Source organism: Serratia sp. 121840015-1, from assembly GCF_053627655.1.
In genome coordinates, this window is the sequence record NZ_JBSEYF010000002.1 from 149,026 (window position 1) to 165,516 (window position 16,491).

The window sequence follows — 16,491 nt, forward strand, 5'->3', positions numbered from 1 at the left end:
GGTGAAGCGCTCTGAAAAACCAGCCTGCGGGCTGGTTTTTTTATGCCTGAAAGTTGCCGTCAAACGCCCCTGAATGGCGTATCATTCATAAGGTTTTTTCTTATGGATGATATGCACGGGAGATGCCATGAGTTGGCAGCAGTTCAAATCTCAATACCTGGTGCGCTTTTGGGCACCGCTGCCGGCGGTGATCGCCGCCGGGATCCTTTCTACCTACTACTTCGGCATGACCGGCACCTTCTGGGCGGTGACCGGCGAATTCACGCGCTGGGGCGGCCATGTGCTGCAGTGGTTCGGCCTGCACCCTGAGCAGTGGGGCTATTTCAAGGTTATCGGCCTGCAGGGCACGCCGCTGGAGCGCATCGACGGGCGCATGATCATCGGTATGTTCGCCGGCTGCATCGCCGCCGCGCTGTGGGCCAACAACATCAAACTGCGCCAGCCGCAGCACCGCATTCGCATCGTGCAGGCGCTGCTGGGCGGCATTATCGCCGGCTTCGGCGCGCGCCTGGCGATGGGTTGCAACCTGGCGGCGTTTTTCACCGGTATTCCGCAGTTCTCGCTGCACGCCTGGTTCTTCGCGCTGGCGACCGCCGCGGGTTCGTACTTCGGCGCCAAATTCACGCTGCTGCCGATGTTCCGCATCCCGGTCAAATTGCAAAAGGTGAAGGCCGCCGCGCCGCTGACGCAGAAACCTGAGCAGGCGCGCCGCCGCTTCCGGTTGGGCATGGCGGTCTTCGGCCTGGCGGTGGCCTGGTCGCTGTGGACGCTGTTCGATGCGCCGAAGCTCGGTATCGCCATGCTGTTCGGCATCGGCTTCGGTCTGCTGATCGAACGCGCGCAGATCTGCTTTACCTCGGCGTTCCGCGATCTGTGGATCACCGGCCGCACCCACATGGCGAAAGCCATCATCATCGGCATGGCGGTGAGCGCCATCGGCATCTTCAGCTACGTGCAGCTCGGCGTGGCGCCGAAAATCATGTGGGCCGGCCCGAATGCGGTGCTGGGCGGCTTGCTGTTCGGCTTCGGCATCGTGCTGGCCGGCGGTTGCGAGACCGGCTGGATGTACCGCGCGGTGGAAGGGCAGGTGCACTACTGGTGGGTGGGGCTGGGCAACATCATCGGCGCTACGCTGCTGGCCTATTACTGGGACGATCTGGCGCCGGCGCTGGCGACCGACTACGACAAGATCAACCTGCTCGACACCTTCGGCCCGATCGGCGGCCTGCTGGTGACCTACCTGCTGCTGGCGCTGGCCTTCGCCGCCATGCTGTGGTGGGAGAAACGCTTTTTCCGCGCCCGGCCTGAGGCGCAGGTGGTGAATTTGAGGAGCATACCATGAAAGAGACGACGATAGTGCCGGACTACCGGCTGGACATGCTGGGCGAGCCTTGCCCGTACCCGGCGGTGGCGACGCTGGAGGCGATGCCGCAGCTGAAGCCGGGGGAAATCCTGGAGGTGATCAGCGATTGCCCGCAGTCGATCAACAACATCCCGCTTGATGCGCGCAACCACGGCTACAAGGTGCTGGATATCCAGCAGGACGGGCCGACCATCCGCTATCTGATCCAGCGTTAACGCCGAGGCGGTGGGGTTCCCCACCGCCTTTTCGCGTTTTATCCCTTCACGACGTCGCCTTTCACTCCGGCGACAATCTCGAACGAACGCAGCCGCGCCTGATGATCGAAGATCTGGCCGTTGACCATGATCTCGTCGGCATCGGTTTCACGCAGCAGCGTTTGCAGCCCGTGGCGCACGGTTTTTTCATCGCCGACGATCGACATCCGCAGCGCCTGCTCGACGCCGTATTGCTCACCGGCGGTCCACAGCGCGTGGATGTTATCCACCGGCGGCGGCAGCGGGCCGGGCGAACCGCGGCGCAGGTTGATGAACTGCTGCTGCATCGAGCTGAACAGGAAGCGCGCATCGCTATCGCTGTCGGCGGCGATCACGTTGACGCACACCATGGCGTGCGGCTGCGCCAGCTGTTTGGACGGTTTGAAGTTCTCGCGGTACAGCTGCAGCGCCTGGAACAGCATATCCGGGGCGAAGTGCGAGGCGAAGGCGAACGGCAGGCCGAGCTGCGCCGCCAGCTGCGCGCTATAGAGGCTGGAGCCGAGCAGCCAGAGCGGCACGTGCAGCCCCTGGCCCGGCACCGCCTGCACCGGCTGGCCGGGCTGCGCGTCGCAGAAGTAGTTTTGCAGCTCCTGCACGTCGCGCGGGAAGGTATCCACATCGCCGGACAGGTGGCGACGCAACGCCATCATGGTGCGCTGATCGGTGCCGGGCGCGCGGCCCAGGCCCAGATCGATGCGGCCAGGGTAGAGCGACTCCAGCGTGCCGAACTGTTCGGCGATCACCAGCGGCGCATGGTTCGGCAGCATCACGCCGCCGGAGCCGAGGCGAATGCTTTGGGTGCCGGCGGCCAAATAGCCCAGCAGCACCGAAGTGGCGGCGCTGCCGATGCCGGTCATGTTGTGGTGCTCGGCCAGCCAGTAGCGCCGGTAACCCCAGCGTTCGGCGTGCTGCGCCAGATCCAGCGAACAGTGGAAAGCGTCGCGCGCTTTGGCCCCTTGCGGGATTGGCGATAAATCCAGTACCGACAGCGGTACGGCAGTGTTTTCAGTCATGACATCGTCCATCAGAGAGTGGATCGCTTAAAGGGCGATTGCAGGAGTCTGCATACCAAAAAGCCGAAAGTGATGCTTTTTAGTGTTAAAAGCATAATCCAATTTATAGTTATAAAAGAGGAGATATGTGCTTGTGATATCCTCATGAGAGCAATGGTGTTTTTTGGAGCAATTTGAGATATGGAAATGATGATCCCCGCCCGCCGCTTACCGTTCCGGGAGCCGATATAATGAAAAAAAAGACGTTGTTTACCCTGTTGCTGATGATGGTGGCGATCGCATTGGCGATCCTGTTCCGCGCGCATAATCAGGATCTGTTACTGCAGGGTGAAGTAGACGCCCCCGAAGTGATCGTCGCTTCCAAAGCGAAAGGCCGGGTGGTTGAACGCCTGATCGAACGCGGCGACGACGTGAAAAGCGGCCAGCTGATTATTCAGCTCGACAGCCCCGAACTGATGGCGCAGCTGCGTTCCGCGCAGGCGACGCGCGACGAAGCCAAGGCGCAGCTCGATCAGTCGCTGCACGGCACCCGTGAAGAGAGCATCCGCAACCTGCGAGCCAACCTGGCGCAGGCCGAGGCGCAGTACCGCAACGCGCAAAACGACTACAACCGCAACCTGAGCGTGTCCGGCAAGGGTTATATCTCGAAGTCCGAGCTGGACGCTTCGCGCCGGTCGCGCGATACCGCCTTCCAGCAGGTGCAGGCGGCCAAGGCCAACCTGGACGAAGGTATCAACGGCGACCGCGTCGAGCTGCGGCAACAATACGCGGCGGCGCTGCGGGCGGCGGAAGAGAACCTGCTGCAGATCCAGGCGCAGAGCGACGATCTGCAGGTGAAAGCGCCGGTAGACGGCGAAGTGGGGCCGATCCCGGCCGAAGTGGGCGAATTGCTGAACGCCGGCAGCCCGCTGGTGACGCTGATCCGGGTGCCGGACGCCTACTTCGTGTTTAACCTGCGCGAAGACATCCTGGCCCACGTGCGCAAAGGCGACAAGGTCAAGCTGCGGGTGCCGGCGCTGAAGGACAAAATGATCGACACCGAGGTGCGCTACATCGCGCCGCTGGGGGATTACGCCACCAAACGCGCCACCCGCGCCACCGGCGACTTCGACCTGAAAACCTTCGAAGTGCGCCTGTATCCGTCACAGCCGGTGGACGGCCTGCGTCCGGGGATGAGCACCTTATGGCAATGGAAAGAGTAAGGGCCGGCTGGCGCTGCTTCAGTCACGCGTTCGACAAAGAGTGTCGCGTCGCCTTTCGCAGCCCGGTGGTGCACTGGCTGAGCTGGATCTTTCCGCTGATCCTGTTTGGGCTGATCAGCAGCAACTTCTCCGAAGGCACGCTGCTCGATCTGCCGGTCTCAGTGGTGGACAGCGATCACAGCCCGCTGTCCAAGTCGCTGACGCGGCGGCTGGACGCCGGGTCACACGCCCACGTCGAGGCCTACGGCGGCGGGCTGCCGGAGTCGCTGAACCGCCTGCGCAGCGCGCAGGATTACGCGTTGCTGTACATCCCGCCGGACTTTGAGGCCAACGCGCTGTCGGGCAAGCAGCCGAGCGTGGTGATGTACTACAACGCGTTGTTCTACGGCGCCGGGCTGTACTCCACCCAGGACTTCGGCGGCCTGATGAATGAAATCAACGCCAGCACCCGCAGCATCATCGCCACCGAGATGGGCAAATCGCTGCCGCCGCTGGCGGACGTAACGCTCTCTTACGGCAGCCTGTTCAACGCCAGCGGCAGCTATATCTATTATCAGCAGTTTGCCGCCACCATTCACCTGCTGCAGCTGTTCGTGGTGACCTGCATGATCTACGTGCTGGCGCGCAGCAAATCGCTGCTGCAGGCCAAGCCGTTCAGCCTGGCGCTGCTCGGCAAGCTGGCGCCTTACACGCTGTGTTTCACCACCCTGCTGATGGTGGAGATCGCGGCGCTGGTGGGCATCTTTGACGCCCGCGTCAGCGGCAACCCGCTGTTTATGCTGATGATCGGCCTGTTTTACGTGATGGCGGCGCAGAGCATCGGCCTGTTGCTGTACACCTTTACCGGCAGCACCATCACCGCGTACAGCCTGATCGGTATTTTGGTCAGTATCGCGATGACCTTCTCCGGCATGGCGGTGCCTGAGCTGTCGATGCCGCTGCCGGCGCGCATCATTTCCAACATCGAACCGCTGACCCACGCGCTGTACGCGATGTTCGACGTGTTCCTGCGGCAGGTGCACGCCAGCGCCATCTTCAGCGTGTGTGCGCTGCTGGCGGTCTACCCGCTGGTGGCCGCGCTGCTGGTGCGTAATCGCCTGCCGGCGCGGCTGGAAAAAGAGGGGAACGCTGGATGAAGCTCTATTGGCAAACCTTCGTTAAGGTGCTGCTCGGCATGCTCGAGCGGCCGGTGTGGCTGATGCTGATCCTGTCGCTGTGCATCATGAGCATGGTGTACGCCAACCGCACGGTGTGGGATCTGCCGGTGGGGGTGGTCGATCAGGACCACAGCACCGCCAGCCGGAAGCTGATCCGTCAGCTGGACGCCACCTCCAAGATAGCGATTGAAACCTACGACAGCCTGGAACAGGCGCAGCGCGATCTCGGCTGGCGCAAGCTGTTTGCGGTGATCATCATGCCGGTGGATCTGGAGAAGAAGATCCTCAGCGGGCAGAACATCGTGGTGCCGGTGTACGGCGACGCCACCAACCGCCTGGCCAACGGCCAGATCCAACAGGACGTGGTGGCGGCCTACCAGCAGCTGTTGACGGAGTACAACAACGGGCTGCTGCTGCGCAGCGGCTTCAGCGAACGGCAGGCGCAGATACTGTTGACGCCGATACTGGGACAAACGCTGGACGTGTTTAACCCCGGCATCAGCTTCGCGGCGATCATCTTCCCGGGCCTGCTGGTGATGCTGTTACAGCACTCGCTATTGATCGCCTGTATCCGCGTCAATATCGCCATGAAGAGCATGCCCGGCGGCAAGGCGCCGCTGGCGGCGCACCTCGGTGGGCTGACGGCGCTGCTGCCGATCTGGCTGTTCCTGTCTATCGTGCTGTTCGTGCTGTGGCCGTGGGTATTGGGCTATCGGCAGACGGCGAACATCGCCGAACTGCTGCTGCTGACCTTCCCGTTCCTGCTGGCGGTACTGGGGCTGGGCAAGCTGGTGACCGAGTGCCTACGCAGCGTCGAAATGATCTACCTGACGCTGGCGTTCATCACCACGCCGATCTTCTACCTGTCCGGCACCATCTGGCCGTTGCAGTCGATGCCGGCCTGGGTGCGCGCCATCTCGTACAGCATTCCCTCCACCTGGGGCACCAAGGCGATCGCCGGCGTCAACCAGATGGGGCTGTCGCTGAACGAAGTGTGGGGCGACGTGATGATGATGCTGGTGCTCGGCGTGGTCTACACCCTGCTGGGCTTCGGCGTCGGCTTCTTGCGCAACAGCGTGGCGCTGCGCGGGATGTTCAGGAGGCGGCGGGCGTAGGGGATGTATAGATTCATTTCCCGGTGACCACAAGAGTTAATTAATCCCATGGTTTGTTGCGTTATCCCCGCCGTTGGCGGGGATAACGCAACCTGGCACTCTCCTTTCGGCCCTGCATAAACCTCATCCGCTAACGGCACTCAGCAACATCACCTTGATATTCGATCTGGCTCGCCGAAAATAGCGCCCCCTCAATCAAGCCTGTTTGTAAGGTAGTGTTATGTTCTCTTTTTGATAAGGACATTCCTAATTCTTTCAAACTTATCATCCCTAAAAAATAAGCATTCGACTATTTAGCCAAAAGTGATATTTGCCGGAATAGAACATTGCGTATCCAACTTTAATTGTTATATTTCTATCTCGCGCAGAATGATTAGATTCTCTTAATTATTGATGCGTGTGATGAACTCCTCGGGATTTACGATATGAGCATGCGGAAATCATTAAGCATCGCGTAATTCAAATGATTACTCGCTCATAGCCATGAGATTGGTCTGTAAACGGGATGTTTCAGATAGGTGCCGTTATGTAATAAATATGAAGGATCATGACTTATGACGAGTAAAGTAAGCGTTCAAACGGTGTTGTTTGAATATCATGGGCAAAAATATAAGCTTTTCCTGGCATGGAATAAAAAACACGTTGGGTGTAACGAACTAAATCCGTTGTATTTTTTAGATGCCAACCGACAGTTTGATACCATGATTAAGGAGGATTATCACGGTGATGATATTTCCCCCGTACTTTATATAGGAATAGGCTATCAGGAAGGGATAGATATTAAGGCGGCTCGCACATTTGACTATACGGTAAGCGATGGCAGCGAGCGCTTCAAAGACGGGGGCGGGGCGGAGCAGTTCTATCGGTTTATTCAGGATGTCGTCAAACCCTGGGTCGAATGTCGTTTTAAGATCAATAAGCAAATGCAAACGCTGGCGGGGCATTCGTTCGGCGGGCATTTCACTTTATATGTGGCGTTTAATCATAATACGGCTTTTCAGCGCTATGTTGCCGCCAGCCCTTCCCTCTGGTGGGCGAATGGCGCGGTGCTGCCCGAAGGCGACGTTAAGCTTGCCGCAAGCATTGATTGGTTATCGCTGTTACTAGGCAGCCGCGAAGAGCGGGCGGAGCCAGACAGTACCGATCTTGAGAGGGAAATCTTCCAGCGTATTGAGGATAACCCAAGGTTGAATATCAGGAATCTGGCGTCTCAGTTAGTGAAAGAAGGCGGGCGCTGCAGCTTCGAGTTTCTTCCCGGGCGAAAACACCCGGCGGTCGTAAAAGATTATGCACGCTTAGCGAATTTCGTTGCGAGCCAAAAACCACTGCCAACCGGGCTGTGACAGGAGAGGTTAAATGGATTTTAAAGTGACGAGAGGGTTGCTGCTTTTGGCTGGATTATTTTTCTCTATCACGGTGGTAGCAAAGCCTATTCAAACCGACGAGACCACATCATTGATTAACCAGCGGTTGTCTTACATGAAAGACGTTGCCGGGTATAAGGCAAACAACCATCTGGCCATTGAGGATTTGCCTCAGGAGGCCAACGTGTTGGCCAATTCAGTCCGCGAGGCAGAAACATTGGGATTGGATGGCAAGACGGTGGCTCCCTTTATACAGGCGCAAATGGATGCCGCCAAGGCGATTCAATATCGTTACCGGGCAGACTGGTTGTCGGCACCGGAAAACGGCTGGCAGCCGGAACCGCTGGATAGCGTAAGAGCGAAAATCAGCCGTTTGAATACCCAAATTTTGACCAGCGTCAGCAATAAATTAAAGAAAGGCGAGCGTTTTAACGACAGGTTTGCCTTTATGAAGTCCCTTGAGCAAACCCACCTGGAAGTCGGCGATAAAGAGCGCCTGTGGCAGTCCTTAAAACAAATTGCGTTGAAAAGGTAATCGCCGCCGGCGCAGGCACTGAATACGCCTGATGAGTGATCTCGGGCGTATTTTCCTCGCTGGCGGCCAGCCGGATGATCGTGTCGAAGGGCCGCTCAGGCGAGGAAAAGAATAGCGGTGGCCTCCATCACCCCACCAACTCCAACCCCGCCACGCGGCGCCAGTAGCCGTTGCAGTCGGCGTGATTGGTCAAGGCCAGCGGCTGCTCGCCGCGTTCGTTGGCGCGGAAGGCATCGATTTGCGCCAGCGTCTCGGCGCCCTGCGGCGACAGCCGCACGATGTCCACCAGCCCCTGCATGCTCGGCAGCTCGTTGCCGAGGTTATAGCAGTAGCCGCTCATGGTCTGAATGCCGTTGAGCACGAACACCTGCTGTTGCTCCTGCGAACGCATCATACGGCCCTGCGGATACTTGATGCAGCAGGTTTCGCATTCGTCCTTGCCGCGATTTTCCGAGCGGGCGGTGAAGCAGCGCGCCGAGTAGGCCAGCGGCAGGTGGCCGTAGCTCAACACCTCCACCTCGAAATCGTGGCGGAAGCCCAGCTCGTCGCACTGCGTCAGCAGGTTGGTCAGCCAGTCGCGCGACAGCTCGACCGGCATGCACCAGCGCATCATGCCCTGGCGGCGAAGCAGGCGCAGGGTATAGGCGTTGTAGCAGTTCAGCGCATGGCCGGCGACGAACGGCAGACCGCGCTCCGCCGCCATGTTCACCGCGCCCAGATCGTTGGCTTCAAACAGGAACTCGCCGTTTTCCACATAGCGTTTCAGCTCATTCAGCTCGGACGGCGCCTGCAGCAGCGCCAGCGTGGAGATCACCACCTGCTTGCCGCTGCGGGCGATTTCGCGCGCCAGCGCCAGCCAATCGCCGACCTTCATCTCGCGCCGCTTGGTGCAGACGCTCTCGCCGAGGTAAATGATGTCGGCGCTGCTCTCCGCCGCCTGTTGATAGAACGCCGCGATGTCGTTTTTCGACCAGTAGTAGAGTACCGGCCCCAGTGCGTATTTCATGTTTCCTCCGGCTACTGCCATTTGCGGTGATAGGCGCCCAGCGTGGTCTGGGTGCCCTCGGACATCGCGCCCAGCGTCTCCATCCAGGCGGCGTCGGCGCGGTAGGCGGCCGGATCGGCCTGGCAACGGTCGATCGCCTGGCGCCAGACGCGCGCCACCTGGCTGACGTAAGCCGGGCTGCGCTGGCGGCCTTCGATCTTCACCGAGGCGATGTTGGCGGCCAGCAGCTCCGGCAGCAGCTCCAGCGTATTGAGGCTGGTGGGCTCTTCCAGCGCGTGGTAGCGCACGTCGTCCACCAGATAGCGGCCCTTGCACAGCGTCGGGTAACCGGCGTTTTCATGATCCTGATAGCGGTCGATCAGCACGTCGTTCAGGCGCGACTCCATGCCCTGCGGGGTTTGCTGCCAGCGCACGAAACGCGCCGGCGAACAGGCGCCGACGGTGTTCGGCGACTCGCCGGTCAGGTAGGAAGAGAGGTAGCAACGCCCCTCGGCCATGATGCACAGGCTGCCGAAGGCGAACACTTCCAGCGGCACCGGGCTGGTGCGCGCCAGCTGTTTCACCTGATGCATCGACAGCACGCGCGGCAGCACCACCCGGCCCACCTCGAAGTTGCGCTGGTAGAAACGGATCGCCTCTTCGTTGGTGGCGGAGGCCTGCACCGAAACGTGGCGCTCCAGCTGCGGGTAGCGCTGGGCGGCGTATTCCAGCATCGCCAGATCCGCCAGAATCAGCGCGTCGGCGCCCAGTTGGGCCGCCATATCCACCGCGCGCTGCCAGCGGGCGTAGCCGTCGGGATGGGCGAAGGTGTTGATGGCGATATGCAGCTTGCGGCCGTGGCGATGCACGTAATCGACCGCTTCCTGCAGCTTTTTCTCGGTGAAGTTGAGGCCGGCGAAGTGGCGCGCGTTGGTATCGTCTTTCAGGCCGATGTAAACGGCGTCGGCGCCGTTATCCACCGCGGCCTTCAGGGCCGGCAGGTTGCCGGCGGGACAAAGCAGCTCCATAGATTTATCCTGGCTTAGCCGTGCGCCCGGCCGGGCGCACGCTGTCTTTAAAGGTTGCCGACGGCGGTGTTCCGCCGGCAAACGCGAATCGGGGAGGCCATTTTAGGCAAAGGGGCGCACACAGGTTTTGATTTGGGGCAGCTTATGGCGTATTGATAAACATGGCGGTGAAATGCACTATTTGTTGATATAGACCGCTGAAGCCGCGCGCCAGTGTGGCAAAATAGCGGTAGTCCGTATTGAAAGGAGTGGATGACCGTGTTGGAACAACTACGAGCACGCCTTGTGCGCCAGGGGCCGTCGCTGCTGCGCATCCCGCTGAAATTCACGCCGTTCGCCCTGCAGCGCCAGCTGCTGCAACAGGTGCTGAGCTGGCAGTTCCGCCAGGCGTTGGCGGATGGCGATCTGGAATTTCTCGAATCGCGCTGGTTGAAGATCGAAGTTCGCGATCTGGCGCTACAATGGTTTATGACGGTAGAAAACGACAAACTGGTGGTCAGCCAGCACGCCGAAGCGGACGTCAGCTTCAGCGGCGACGCCAACGATCTGATCCTGATCGCGGCGCGCAAGCAAGATCCGGATACGCTGTTCTTTCAGCGTCGGCTGCAGATTGAAGGGGATACCGAATTGGGCCTGTATGTGAAAAATTTGATGGACGCCATCGAGCTGGAAAGCATGCCCGCGCCGCTGCGCATGGGGCTGTTGCAGTTGGCTGATTTTGTCGAAGCAGGGTTGCAGGAGGGCACGGCGTCGGCTTCCCGTGTGGCGGTATCATGCTGATCCGCGTAGAGATCCCGGTAGACGCGGCGGGCATCGATGCCTTGCTGCGCCGCGCCTTTGGCCGCGACGACGAAGCCGATCTGGTGCAGCAGCTGCGCGAAGACGGCCTGCTGACGCTGGGCGTGGTCGCCACTGACGACGAAGGCGGGGTAGTGGGTTACGCCGCGTTCAGCCCGGTGGACGTGGCCGGCGAAGACCGCCAATGGGTGGCGCTGGCGCCGCTGGCGGTAGACGAAAGCCTGCGCCGCCAGGGGCTGGCTGAAAAGCTGGTGTACGAAGGCTTGGATTCGCTGAACGAATTCAGCTACGCCGCGGTGGTGGTGCTGGGCGATCCGGCCTACTACGGCCGCTTCGGCTTTAAACCGGCCGCCGCCTATGGCCTGCACTGCCGCTGGCCGGACACGGAAAGCGCATTCCAGGTGTATCCGCTGGCGGAAGACGCCCTGAATGGCGTCAGCGGCGAAGTGGCTTTTTCGGCGCCGTTTAATCGCTTTTAACGACCGGCAATAGATACTCCAACGACAGCGGCGGGTGATTCACCAGCCGCTCTTTTTGTATTTTGCTCAGCTGTTTGACGCGGTATTCCAGCTTCAGCGCCGTTGAGCGATCCCCCACCTGGCAGTGAAACGCCAATGTCAGTTCCCCTTTACCGCGCAGCGCCTTGGCGCCTTTGCCGGCCTGATGCTGCGCCAGGCGGCGCGCCACGTCGGTGGTGATGCCGGTATACAGCATGCCGCTCGGTAAACGCAGCATATAGAGGTGCCAGAGAGTGGGGGAAGTGTCGGTCATCGTACGCCGTTTTGGTGGCCAGGGTCGGCGTATGATGGCATGTTCGCCATCACAATCCCATCCCCGGCCGCCGGTGCCTTACCGCTTTACCCCTTTTTTCCCGCCAGCTCGAAGCGCGGCGAGACGATACCGTACAGCGTCCAGCCGAGGAAGGTGGCGATGGCGCCCCACATCATCGCTTCCTCACCGGAGCTGTAGAGCGCATAGAAGCTGTACAGCGCGCCGATGCCGGCGATGATATTGGCGATGCGGGCCTTGTTGTCCGGCACCTTCGCCACTTTCTGAATAATGACCAGCGCCGCCATCGACAGGATGTAAGGGATGATGTTGGTCACCACCGCCAGGTTCACCAGCACGTTGAACTGCTTGTTCAGCGACGGGCTGATGGTCATCAGCGACAGGCCGCTCTGGATGACGACGATGGTCAGCATGCCTTTAACCGGCGCGTCGGCCTTGCTCAGCTTGGAGAAGATTTTCGGGAAGAAGCCGCTGTCGGCGGAGGATTTGAACACCTGAGCGATGGTGAACTGCCAGCCGAGCAGCGAGCCGACGCAGGACATGACCATCAACGCCATGATGATCTTGCCGACCGTCGGATTGAACATGTGCGAGAACGCCAGCCCAAACGGGGCGGTGGAGTTGGCCAGATCCATATTCGGCACGATGCCGGCGATCACGTTGGTCGAAACGATATAGATCACCGCCGCGCTGAGGGTGCCGCCCAGTACGGCGATCGGCACGTTGCGCTCCGGGTTTTCCACCACGTCGGTGTTGGCACAGGCGGATTCCAGCCCCAGGAACGCCCACAGGGTCATTGAGATCGAGGCGCCGATGGCTTCGAAGGTCGGCACCTGATGCGGGTTCCAGGCGGCGACGTAGGCGCTGCCGCTGAACCAGTACCAGCCGACAACCGAGATGCCCACCACCGGGATGATCACGCCCCAGACGGTGATACCGCTGATTTTGCCGGTGATGCGCGCACCGCCGAAGTTGGCGACGGTCGCAAGCCACAGCACGCCGATGGTGGCGATACAGATCCCGAGCGGGCTGAGCGTAGCGCCAAACAGCTCGGTGCCGTAGCCGACGGCGGAAATGGCGATGGCGATGTTGGCGATCAGCAGCGAAACGCCGTAGGTGTAGTTCGCCATAAAGTTGCCTGATTTGCCGAAGGCGTATTCGGCGTAGCCGCCCATGCCGCCGGATTTACGGCTGAACATGCCGCATTTGGCGAACGCGTAGGCCAGTGCCATCGAGCCGACGGCGGTCACCAGCCAGGAAACGATCGAAATCGTGCCCACTTCGGCCAGCTTGGTCGGCAGCATAATTATGCCGGAACCCATCATATTCACGGCGGTCAGGATCGTTAATTGTACGACCCCCATTTTATTATTGGACTTACTCATGATCATTTTCTCTTTTAGGATGCGATCCGGGCGGCGAAAATAATCGCCGCCCCGTAAGGTGATTAATTTTTCATGACGTAGCCGTAAGCGCGGTTCCAGCCGTCCTCATCCTGTTGGATATAAACGCCCTGCAATTCCGGCGCGAATCCTGGCAATAAGTTGATGCCTTCTTCCAATGCCAGGAAATAACGCTGCGCGGCGCCGCCCCAAATTTCACCGGGCACGACGCACAGCACGCCCGGCGGATAAGGCAGGGCGCCTTCGGCGGCGATGCGGCCCTCGGCTTTAGCCAGCGAGACCAATTCCACATTGCCGCGTACGAACTCGGTATTGGCGTCCTGCGGATTCATCACCACGCGCGGGAAATAACTTTTGCGGAACATCTCTTTTTGCAGCTCTTTAACGTCGTAGCTGACGTAAAGGTCGTGCATTTCCTGGCACAGCTGGCGGATGGTGTAGTTTTTGTAGCGCTGCTGGTGGTTTTTATAGACCGCAGGCAGCACCTCGCTGAGCAGGGAGTTCTGCTCGATGTGCTTCTCGAAGCGGGCGATCAGGGCCACCAGATGCTGCATCTTGGCGATGTCTTCCGCCGGCGTCAGCAGGAACAGGATCGAGTTGAGATCGCATTTTTCCGGCACGATGCCGTTTTCGCGCAGGTAGTTGGCCAGAATGGTCGCCGGAATGCCGAACTCGCTGTAGCTGCCGGTGGCGGTATCGATGCCCGGCGTGGTGAGTAGCAGTTTGCACGGATCGACGAAGTACTGCGATTCGGCATAGCCCTCAAAGGCGTGCCATTTTTCGCCGGGCACGAAGTTGAAGAAGCGCAGATCGTTGGCCATCGCCGCGGTGTCATAGGCCTGCCACGGTTTGCCGTCGATCTGATCCGGTACGAACGGTTTGATCATCGTGCAGGTGTCCAGCAGCATTTTGCGCGCTTCGATCCCCACGCGCACACACTCCTGCCACAGGCGCTGGCCGCTTTTGCCCTCGTGCATCTTGGCATTGACGTCCAGCGCGGCGAACAGCGGATAGAACGGGCTGGTGGAGGCGTGCAGCATAAAGGCGTTGTTGAAGCGCTTGTGGTTGCAGTAGCGGCTCTGGCCCTTGATGTGCTTATCTTTTTTGTGGATCTGCGAGGTCTGCGAGAAACCGGCCTGCTGTTTGTGCACCGACTGGGTGACGATGATGCCGGGATCGTTTTCGTTCAGCTCCAGCAGCAGCGGCGAGCAGTCTTTCATCATCGGAATGAACTGCTCATAGCCTACCCAGGCGGAGTCGAACAGGATGTAATCGCACAGGTGGCCAATCTTGTCGACCACCTGGCGGGCGTTGTAGATGGTGCCGTCGTAGGTGCCGAGCTGGATGATCGCCAGGCGGAACGGGCGGGCTTCGTTGGCGCGTTCCGGCGCCACTTCGCGGATCTGTTGGCGCAGGTAGCGTTCGTCGAAGCAGTGCGCGTCGATACCGCCAATAAAGCCGAACGGGTTACGGGCGGTTTCCAGATAAACCGGCGTAGCGCCGGCCTGGATCAACGCGCCGTGGTGGTTGGATTTATGGTTGTTGCGGTCGAACAGCACCAGATCGCCGCGCGTCAGCAGGGCGTTGGTCGCCACCTTGTTCGAGGCCGAGGTGCCGTTGAGCACGAAGTAGGTCTTGTCGGCGTTGAACACCTTGGCGGCGTGCTGCTGCGCGGCGCAAGGCGCGCCTTCGTGGATCAACAGATCGCCCAGTTTGACGTCGGCGTTGCACATGTCGGAGCGAAAAAGCGTTTCGCCGTAGAAGTCGAAGAACTGGCGGCCCGCCGGGTGTTTGCGGAAGAACTCGCCGCCCTGGTGGCCGGGGCAGGCGAAGGTGGCGTTGCCCATTTCTACGTATTGCGTCAGCGTGTTGAAGAACGGTGGCAGCAGCTCGCTCTCATATTTGGCGGCGGCGGCCTCCAGCTGTTTGCCGTAGAACTGGGTATTCTTGCCGCACAGCTCAAACACGCCGTGCAGCGCCGGCAATACGGCGTTATCCAGCTCTTCTTCGCAGCACACGGCGACGAACAGCGGAATGTTCAGGCCGTGCTCTTCGATGCGCGCCACCATGCCTTGCGCGACGTCCTCCACCGACAGCACGATGGCGGCGACGTCATTGAAATCGCTGTGATGCACATCGACGATGTCGCGTTCAGTTTCAAAGCAGCCGAGGGTTTGGGTGTTGGCGGCAATTTTTAATTTTTTCATTTTTCTCATTCTTCAAGCAAAGGCAGTCCGCCGGCAAATAATTCCATTTGCCGTTAACGCCTTCACGAAAATAAAGGTGTGCGAGAACCCAGTGATGCCGAAAGGCATTAACTGTGTTCGCTGTTTTATTTAGCTTGGATGCGCTTGGCCGAAATTAAAAATGAATTGCGTGTCCTTCCCGGTTAGCGAGAAAGAGATATTATCACCGGCGTGCGGAGAATAAATAAAAACGCAATAGCACTCTTATCAACGGCGTAAGAGCGAGGGGGGAGGGTTATCTGTAGTTGAAGAATGCGAAGCTAAAGCAGCTGCGATGAGCCATCATCATAATATGGGTTGTGCGCCTGATATGCGCCATTTTTCGGTTATTGTTTTCCATTTTCTAATCCACCTTGCTGAGTGAAAAGATGGCGCTATTTTAACGCAAGTCGGGCTAAAATTTGTGATTAAAGTCACATAAATGCCGGTGTTTATAAATAACTATTCACCTGTTATGCAATACGCTGCATAAACAGCGTTCAGGCGGGCCAACGGGCATGTAAACGAATTGCTAATCGGTGCCGGGCGGGCGCGCTAAATTTGCGTGTCGTCAGGATAGGAAAAATAAAATCGCGCGATTAACCGGTTGCATAACGATCAAATAAATCCGTCTTGTATTTTTTATGTTATAAATCCGCTTCGGGCTTAAATTAATAAAAATGCATTTATTGTGTTTTTATATTCACTTTGGGATTTTGATGATTATCGTTATTTGTGACTCGCCTCAACAACGCAGGGTAAGATGAAGGGAGTGAACAGGGAGGCGAGCAACCTTGAATACCCCAGAACAACGGCAGCAGATTGCGGATTTCATTGGCAAACAACACGTCTTGACGCTGTGCGCCGGCGACGGCCTCGACATGTGGTGCGCCAACTGTTTTTACGTGTTCGACGCCGCGACGATGGCGCTGTGGCTGATGACCGAACCGCACACCCGCCACGGCGGGCTGATGCTGAACAACGGCCGGGTGGTTGGCACCATCGCGCCGAAGCCGAAAAGCATCGCGCTGATCCGCGGCGTGCAGTATCGCGCCGAGGCGGTGCTGCTGAGCGGCGAAGAAGCCGAGGCGGCGCGCGCGCGTTACTGCAAGCGCTTCCCGATCGCCAGGGCGATGAAGGCCTCGGTTTGGCGGTTGGATCTGCACGAGGTGAAGATGACTGACAACACCCTCGGCTTCGGCAAGAAGCTGCACTGGGCGCGGTCTATACTTTAAGTCGACGTATTGATTACAACGGGAG

17 protein-coding genes are annotated in these 16,491 nt (G+C 59.3%); 10 read left to right on the forward strand and 7 right to left on the reverse strand.

Annotated features, from left to right (window positions below; all coding sequences use genetic code 11):
- The first annotated feature begins 127 nt into the window (after positions 1-127).
- Together yedE and yedF are read left to right on the forward strand one after the other, a co-directional pair.
- Positions 128-1,342, forward strand: coding sequence for a selenium metabolism membrane protein YedE/FdhT (gene yedE / locus ACUXAC_RS14100; RefSeq protein WP_387442838.1), 1,215 nt, complete (start codon positions 128-130; stop codon positions 1,340-1,342).
- The gene (yedF, locus tag ACUXAC_RS14105) at positions 1,339-1,578 is read left to right on the forward strand and encodes a sulfurtransferase-like selenium metabolism protein YedF (protein ID WP_004933486.1); all 240 of its coding nucleotides are present in this window, start codon (positions 1,339-1,341) and stop codon (positions 1,576-1,578) included. The genes yedE and yedF overlap by 4 nt, the downstream gene beginning before the upstream one ends.
- 38 nt (positions 1,579-1,616) lie before the next feature.
- Here the strand turns inward: yedF and ACUXAC_RS14110 are convergent, their stop codons facing one another.
- On the reverse strand, positions 1,617-2,630 hold the full coding sequence (locus ACUXAC_RS14110) for a luciferase-like monooxygenase (RefSeq protein WP_049288409.1): 1,014 nt from the start codon (positions 2,628-2,630) through the stop codon (positions 1,617-1,619).
- A gap of 230 nt (positions 2,631-2,860) precedes the next feature.
- Between ACUXAC_RS14110 and ACUXAC_RS14115 the strand changes: the two genes are divergently transcribed.
- The 5 genes from ACUXAC_RS14115 to ACUXAC_RS14135 all read left to right on the forward strand — a co-directional run bounded on the left by ACUXAC_RS14115 (position 2,861) and on the right by ACUXAC_RS14135 (position 8,003).
- Positions 2,861-3,832, forward strand: a complete 972-nt coding sequence (locus ACUXAC_RS14115) for an HlyD family secretion protein (protein WP_060440881.1) — start codon at positions 2,861-2,863, stop codon at positions 3,830-3,832.
- Positions 3,814-4,968 carry an ABC transporter permease gene (locus ACUXAC_RS14120; RefSeq protein ID WP_049201576.1) on the forward strand — a complete coding sequence of 385 codons (1,155 nt, stop codon included), beginning with the start codon at positions 3,814-3,816 and terminating at the stop codon, positions 4,966-4,968. The genes ACUXAC_RS14115 and ACUXAC_RS14120 overlap by 19 nt, the downstream gene beginning before the upstream one ends.
- The gene (locus ACUXAC_RS14125) at positions 4,965-6,104 is read left to right on the forward strand and encodes an ABC transporter permease (protein WP_060440880.1); all 1,140 of its coding nucleotides are present in this window, start codon (positions 4,965-4,967) and stop codon (positions 6,102-6,104) included. Before ACUXAC_RS14120 ends, ACUXAC_RS14125 begins: the two co-directional genes overlap by 4 nt.
- A gap of 554 nt (positions 6,105-6,658) precedes the next feature.
- The gene (locus ACUXAC_RS14130; RefSeq protein WP_387442845.1) at positions 6,659-7,447 is read left to right on the forward strand and encodes an alpha/beta hydrolase; all 789 of its coding nucleotides are present in this window, start codon (positions 6,659-6,661) and stop codon (positions 7,445-7,447) included.
- Between the two features lie 13 nt (positions 7,448-7,460).
- The gene (locus ACUXAC_RS14135) at positions 7,461-8,003 is read left to right on the forward strand and encodes a chorismate mutase (protein ID WP_060440878.1); all 543 of its coding nucleotides are present in this window, start codon (positions 7,461-7,463) and stop codon (positions 8,001-8,003) included.
- A 127-nt stretch (positions 8,004-8,130) separates the two neighbouring features.
- On the opposite strand, the gene ACUXAC_RS14140 is transcribed toward ACUXAC_RS14135, so the two are convergent.
- Both ACUXAC_RS14140 and ubiU read right to left on the reverse strand, forming a co-directional pair.
- On the reverse strand, positions 8,131-9,009 hold the full coding sequence (locus ACUXAC_RS14140) for a U32 family peptidase (protein ID WP_342121454.1): 879 nt from the start codon (positions 9,007-9,009) through the stop codon (positions 8,131-8,133).
- A gap of 11 nt (positions 9,010-9,020) precedes the next feature.
- A complete protein-coding gene (gene ubiU / locus ACUXAC_RS14145) occupies positions 9,021-10,016 on the reverse strand; it encodes a ubiquinone anaerobic biosynthesis protein UbiU (protein ID WP_015376422.1) in 996 nt (331 codons plus the stop codon).
- A gap of 258 nt (positions 10,017-10,274) precedes the next feature.
- Here ubiU and ubiT point away from each other — a divergent pair, with 258 nt between their 5' ends.
- Both ubiT and ACUXAC_RS14155 read left to right on the forward strand, forming a co-directional pair.
- Entirely contained in the window at positions 10,275-10,796 is a 522-nt protein-coding gene (gene ubiT / locus ACUXAC_RS14150; RefSeq protein ID WP_039567957.1) for a ubiquinone anaerobic biosynthesis accessory factor UbiT, read from the forward strand.
- Complete coding sequence (locus ACUXAC_RS14155) at positions 10,790-11,293, forward strand: GNAT family N-acetyltransferase (protein WP_048321240.1); 504 nt, start codon at positions 10,790-10,792, stop codon at positions 11,291-11,293. Before ubiT ends, ACUXAC_RS14155 begins: the two co-directional genes overlap by 7 nt.
- Here the strand turns inward: ACUXAC_RS14155 and ACUXAC_RS14160 are convergent.
- The 4 genes from ACUXAC_RS14160 to speFL all read right to left on the reverse strand — a co-directional run bounded on the left by ACUXAC_RS14160 (position 11,280) and on the right by speFL (position 15,592).
- Positions 11,280-11,585, reverse strand: a complete 306-nt coding sequence (locus ACUXAC_RS14160) for a GIY-YIG nuclease family protein (RefSeq protein ID WP_147419254.1) — start codon at positions 11,583-11,585, stop codon at positions 11,280-11,282. The two genes, ACUXAC_RS14155 and ACUXAC_RS14160, sit on opposite strands and share 14 nt — an antisense overlap.
- A gap of 86 nt (positions 11,586-11,671) precedes the next feature.
- Positions 11,672-12,988: a putrescine-ornithine antiporter gene (gene potE, locus ACUXAC_RS14165; protein WP_060419691.1), complete on the reverse strand. Its 1,317-nt coding sequence runs from the start codon at positions 12,986-12,988 to the stop codon at positions 11,672-11,674.
- Positions 12,989-13,050: 62 nt separating this feature from the next.
- Positions 13,051-15,213, reverse strand: a complete 2,163-nt coding sequence (gene speF / locus ACUXAC_RS14170) for an ornithine decarboxylase SpeF (protein ID WP_016929309.1) — start codon at positions 15,211-15,213, stop codon at positions 13,051-13,053.
- A 274-nt stretch (positions 15,214-15,487) separates the two neighbouring features.
- A complete protein-coding gene (speFL, locus tag ACUXAC_RS14175; protein WP_004933443.1) occupies positions 15,488-15,592 on the reverse strand; it encodes a leader peptide SpeFL in 105 nt (34 codons plus the stop codon).
- Positions 15,593-16,025: 433 nt separating this feature from the next.
- On the opposite strand from speFL, the gene ACUXAC_RS14180 reads away from it, so the two are divergent.
- A complete protein-coding gene (locus ACUXAC_RS14180; protein ID WP_015376428.1) occupies positions 16,026-16,466 on the forward strand; it encodes a YhbP family protein in 441 nt (146 codons plus the stop codon).
- Positions 16,467-16,491: the final 25 nt, after the last annotated feature.

Excerpts from the sequence above, each read along its gene's own strand:
- speF (WP_016929309.1), bottom strand. The coding sequence starts at position 15,213 with ATGAAAAAATTAAAAATTGCCGCCAACACCCAAACCCTCGGCTGCTTT.
- yedE (WP_387442838.1), top strand. The coding sequence starts at position 128 with ATGAGTTGGCAGCAGTTCAAATCTCAATACCTGGTGCGCTTTTGGGCA.
- ACUXAC_RS14125 (WP_060440880.1), top strand. The coding sequence starts at position 4,965 with ATGAAGCTCTATTGGCAAACCTTCGTTAAGGTGCTGCTCGGCATGCTC.
- ACUXAC_RS14115 (WP_060440881.1), top strand. The coding sequence starts at position 2,861 with ATGAAAAAAAAGACGTTGTTTACCCTGTTGCTGATGATGGTGGCGATC.
- speFL (WP_004933443.1), bottom strand. The coding sequence starts at position 15,592 with ATGGAAAACAATAACCGAAAAATGGCGCATATCAGGCGCACAACCCAT.
- yedF (WP_004933486.1), top strand. The coding sequence starts at position 1,339 with ATGAAAGAGACGACGATAGTGCCGGACTACCGGCTGGACATGCTGGGC.
- ACUXAC_RS14110 (WP_049288409.1), bottom strand. The coding sequence starts at position 2,630 with ATGACTGAAAACACTGCCGTACCGCTGTCGGTACTGGATTTATCGCCA.
- ACUXAC_RS14140 (WP_342121454.1), bottom strand. The coding sequence starts at position 9,009 with ATGAAATACGCACTGGGGCCGGTACTCTACTACTGGTCGAAAAACGAC.
- ubiU (WP_015376422.1), bottom strand. The coding sequence starts at position 10,016 with ATGGAGCTGCTTTGTCCCGCCGGCAACCTGCCGGCCCTGAAGGCCGCG.
- ACUXAC_RS14155 (WP_048321240.1), top strand. The coding sequence starts at position 10,790 with ATGCTGATCCGCGTAGAGATCCCGGTAGACGCGGCGGGCATCGATGCC.
- ACUXAC_RS14120 (WP_049201576.1), top strand. The coding sequence starts at position 3,814 with ATGGCAATGGAAAGAGTAAGGGCCGGCTGGCGCTGCTTCAGTCACGCG.
- potE (WP_060419691.1), bottom strand. The coding sequence starts at position 12,988 with ATGAGTAAGTCCAATAATAAAATGGGGGTCGTACAATTAACGATCCTG.
- ACUXAC_RS14160 (WP_147419254.1), bottom strand. The coding sequence starts at position 11,585 with ATGACCGACACTTCCCCCACTCTCTGGCACCTCTATATGCTGCGTTTA.
- ACUXAC_RS14130 (WP_387442845.1), top strand. The coding sequence starts at position 6,659 with ATGACGAGTAAAGTAAGCGTTCAAACGGTGTTGTTTGAATATCATGGG.
- ACUXAC_RS14135 (WP_060440878.1), top strand. The coding sequence starts at position 7,461 with ATGGATTTTAAAGTGACGAGAGGGTTGCTGCTTTTGGCTGGATTATTT.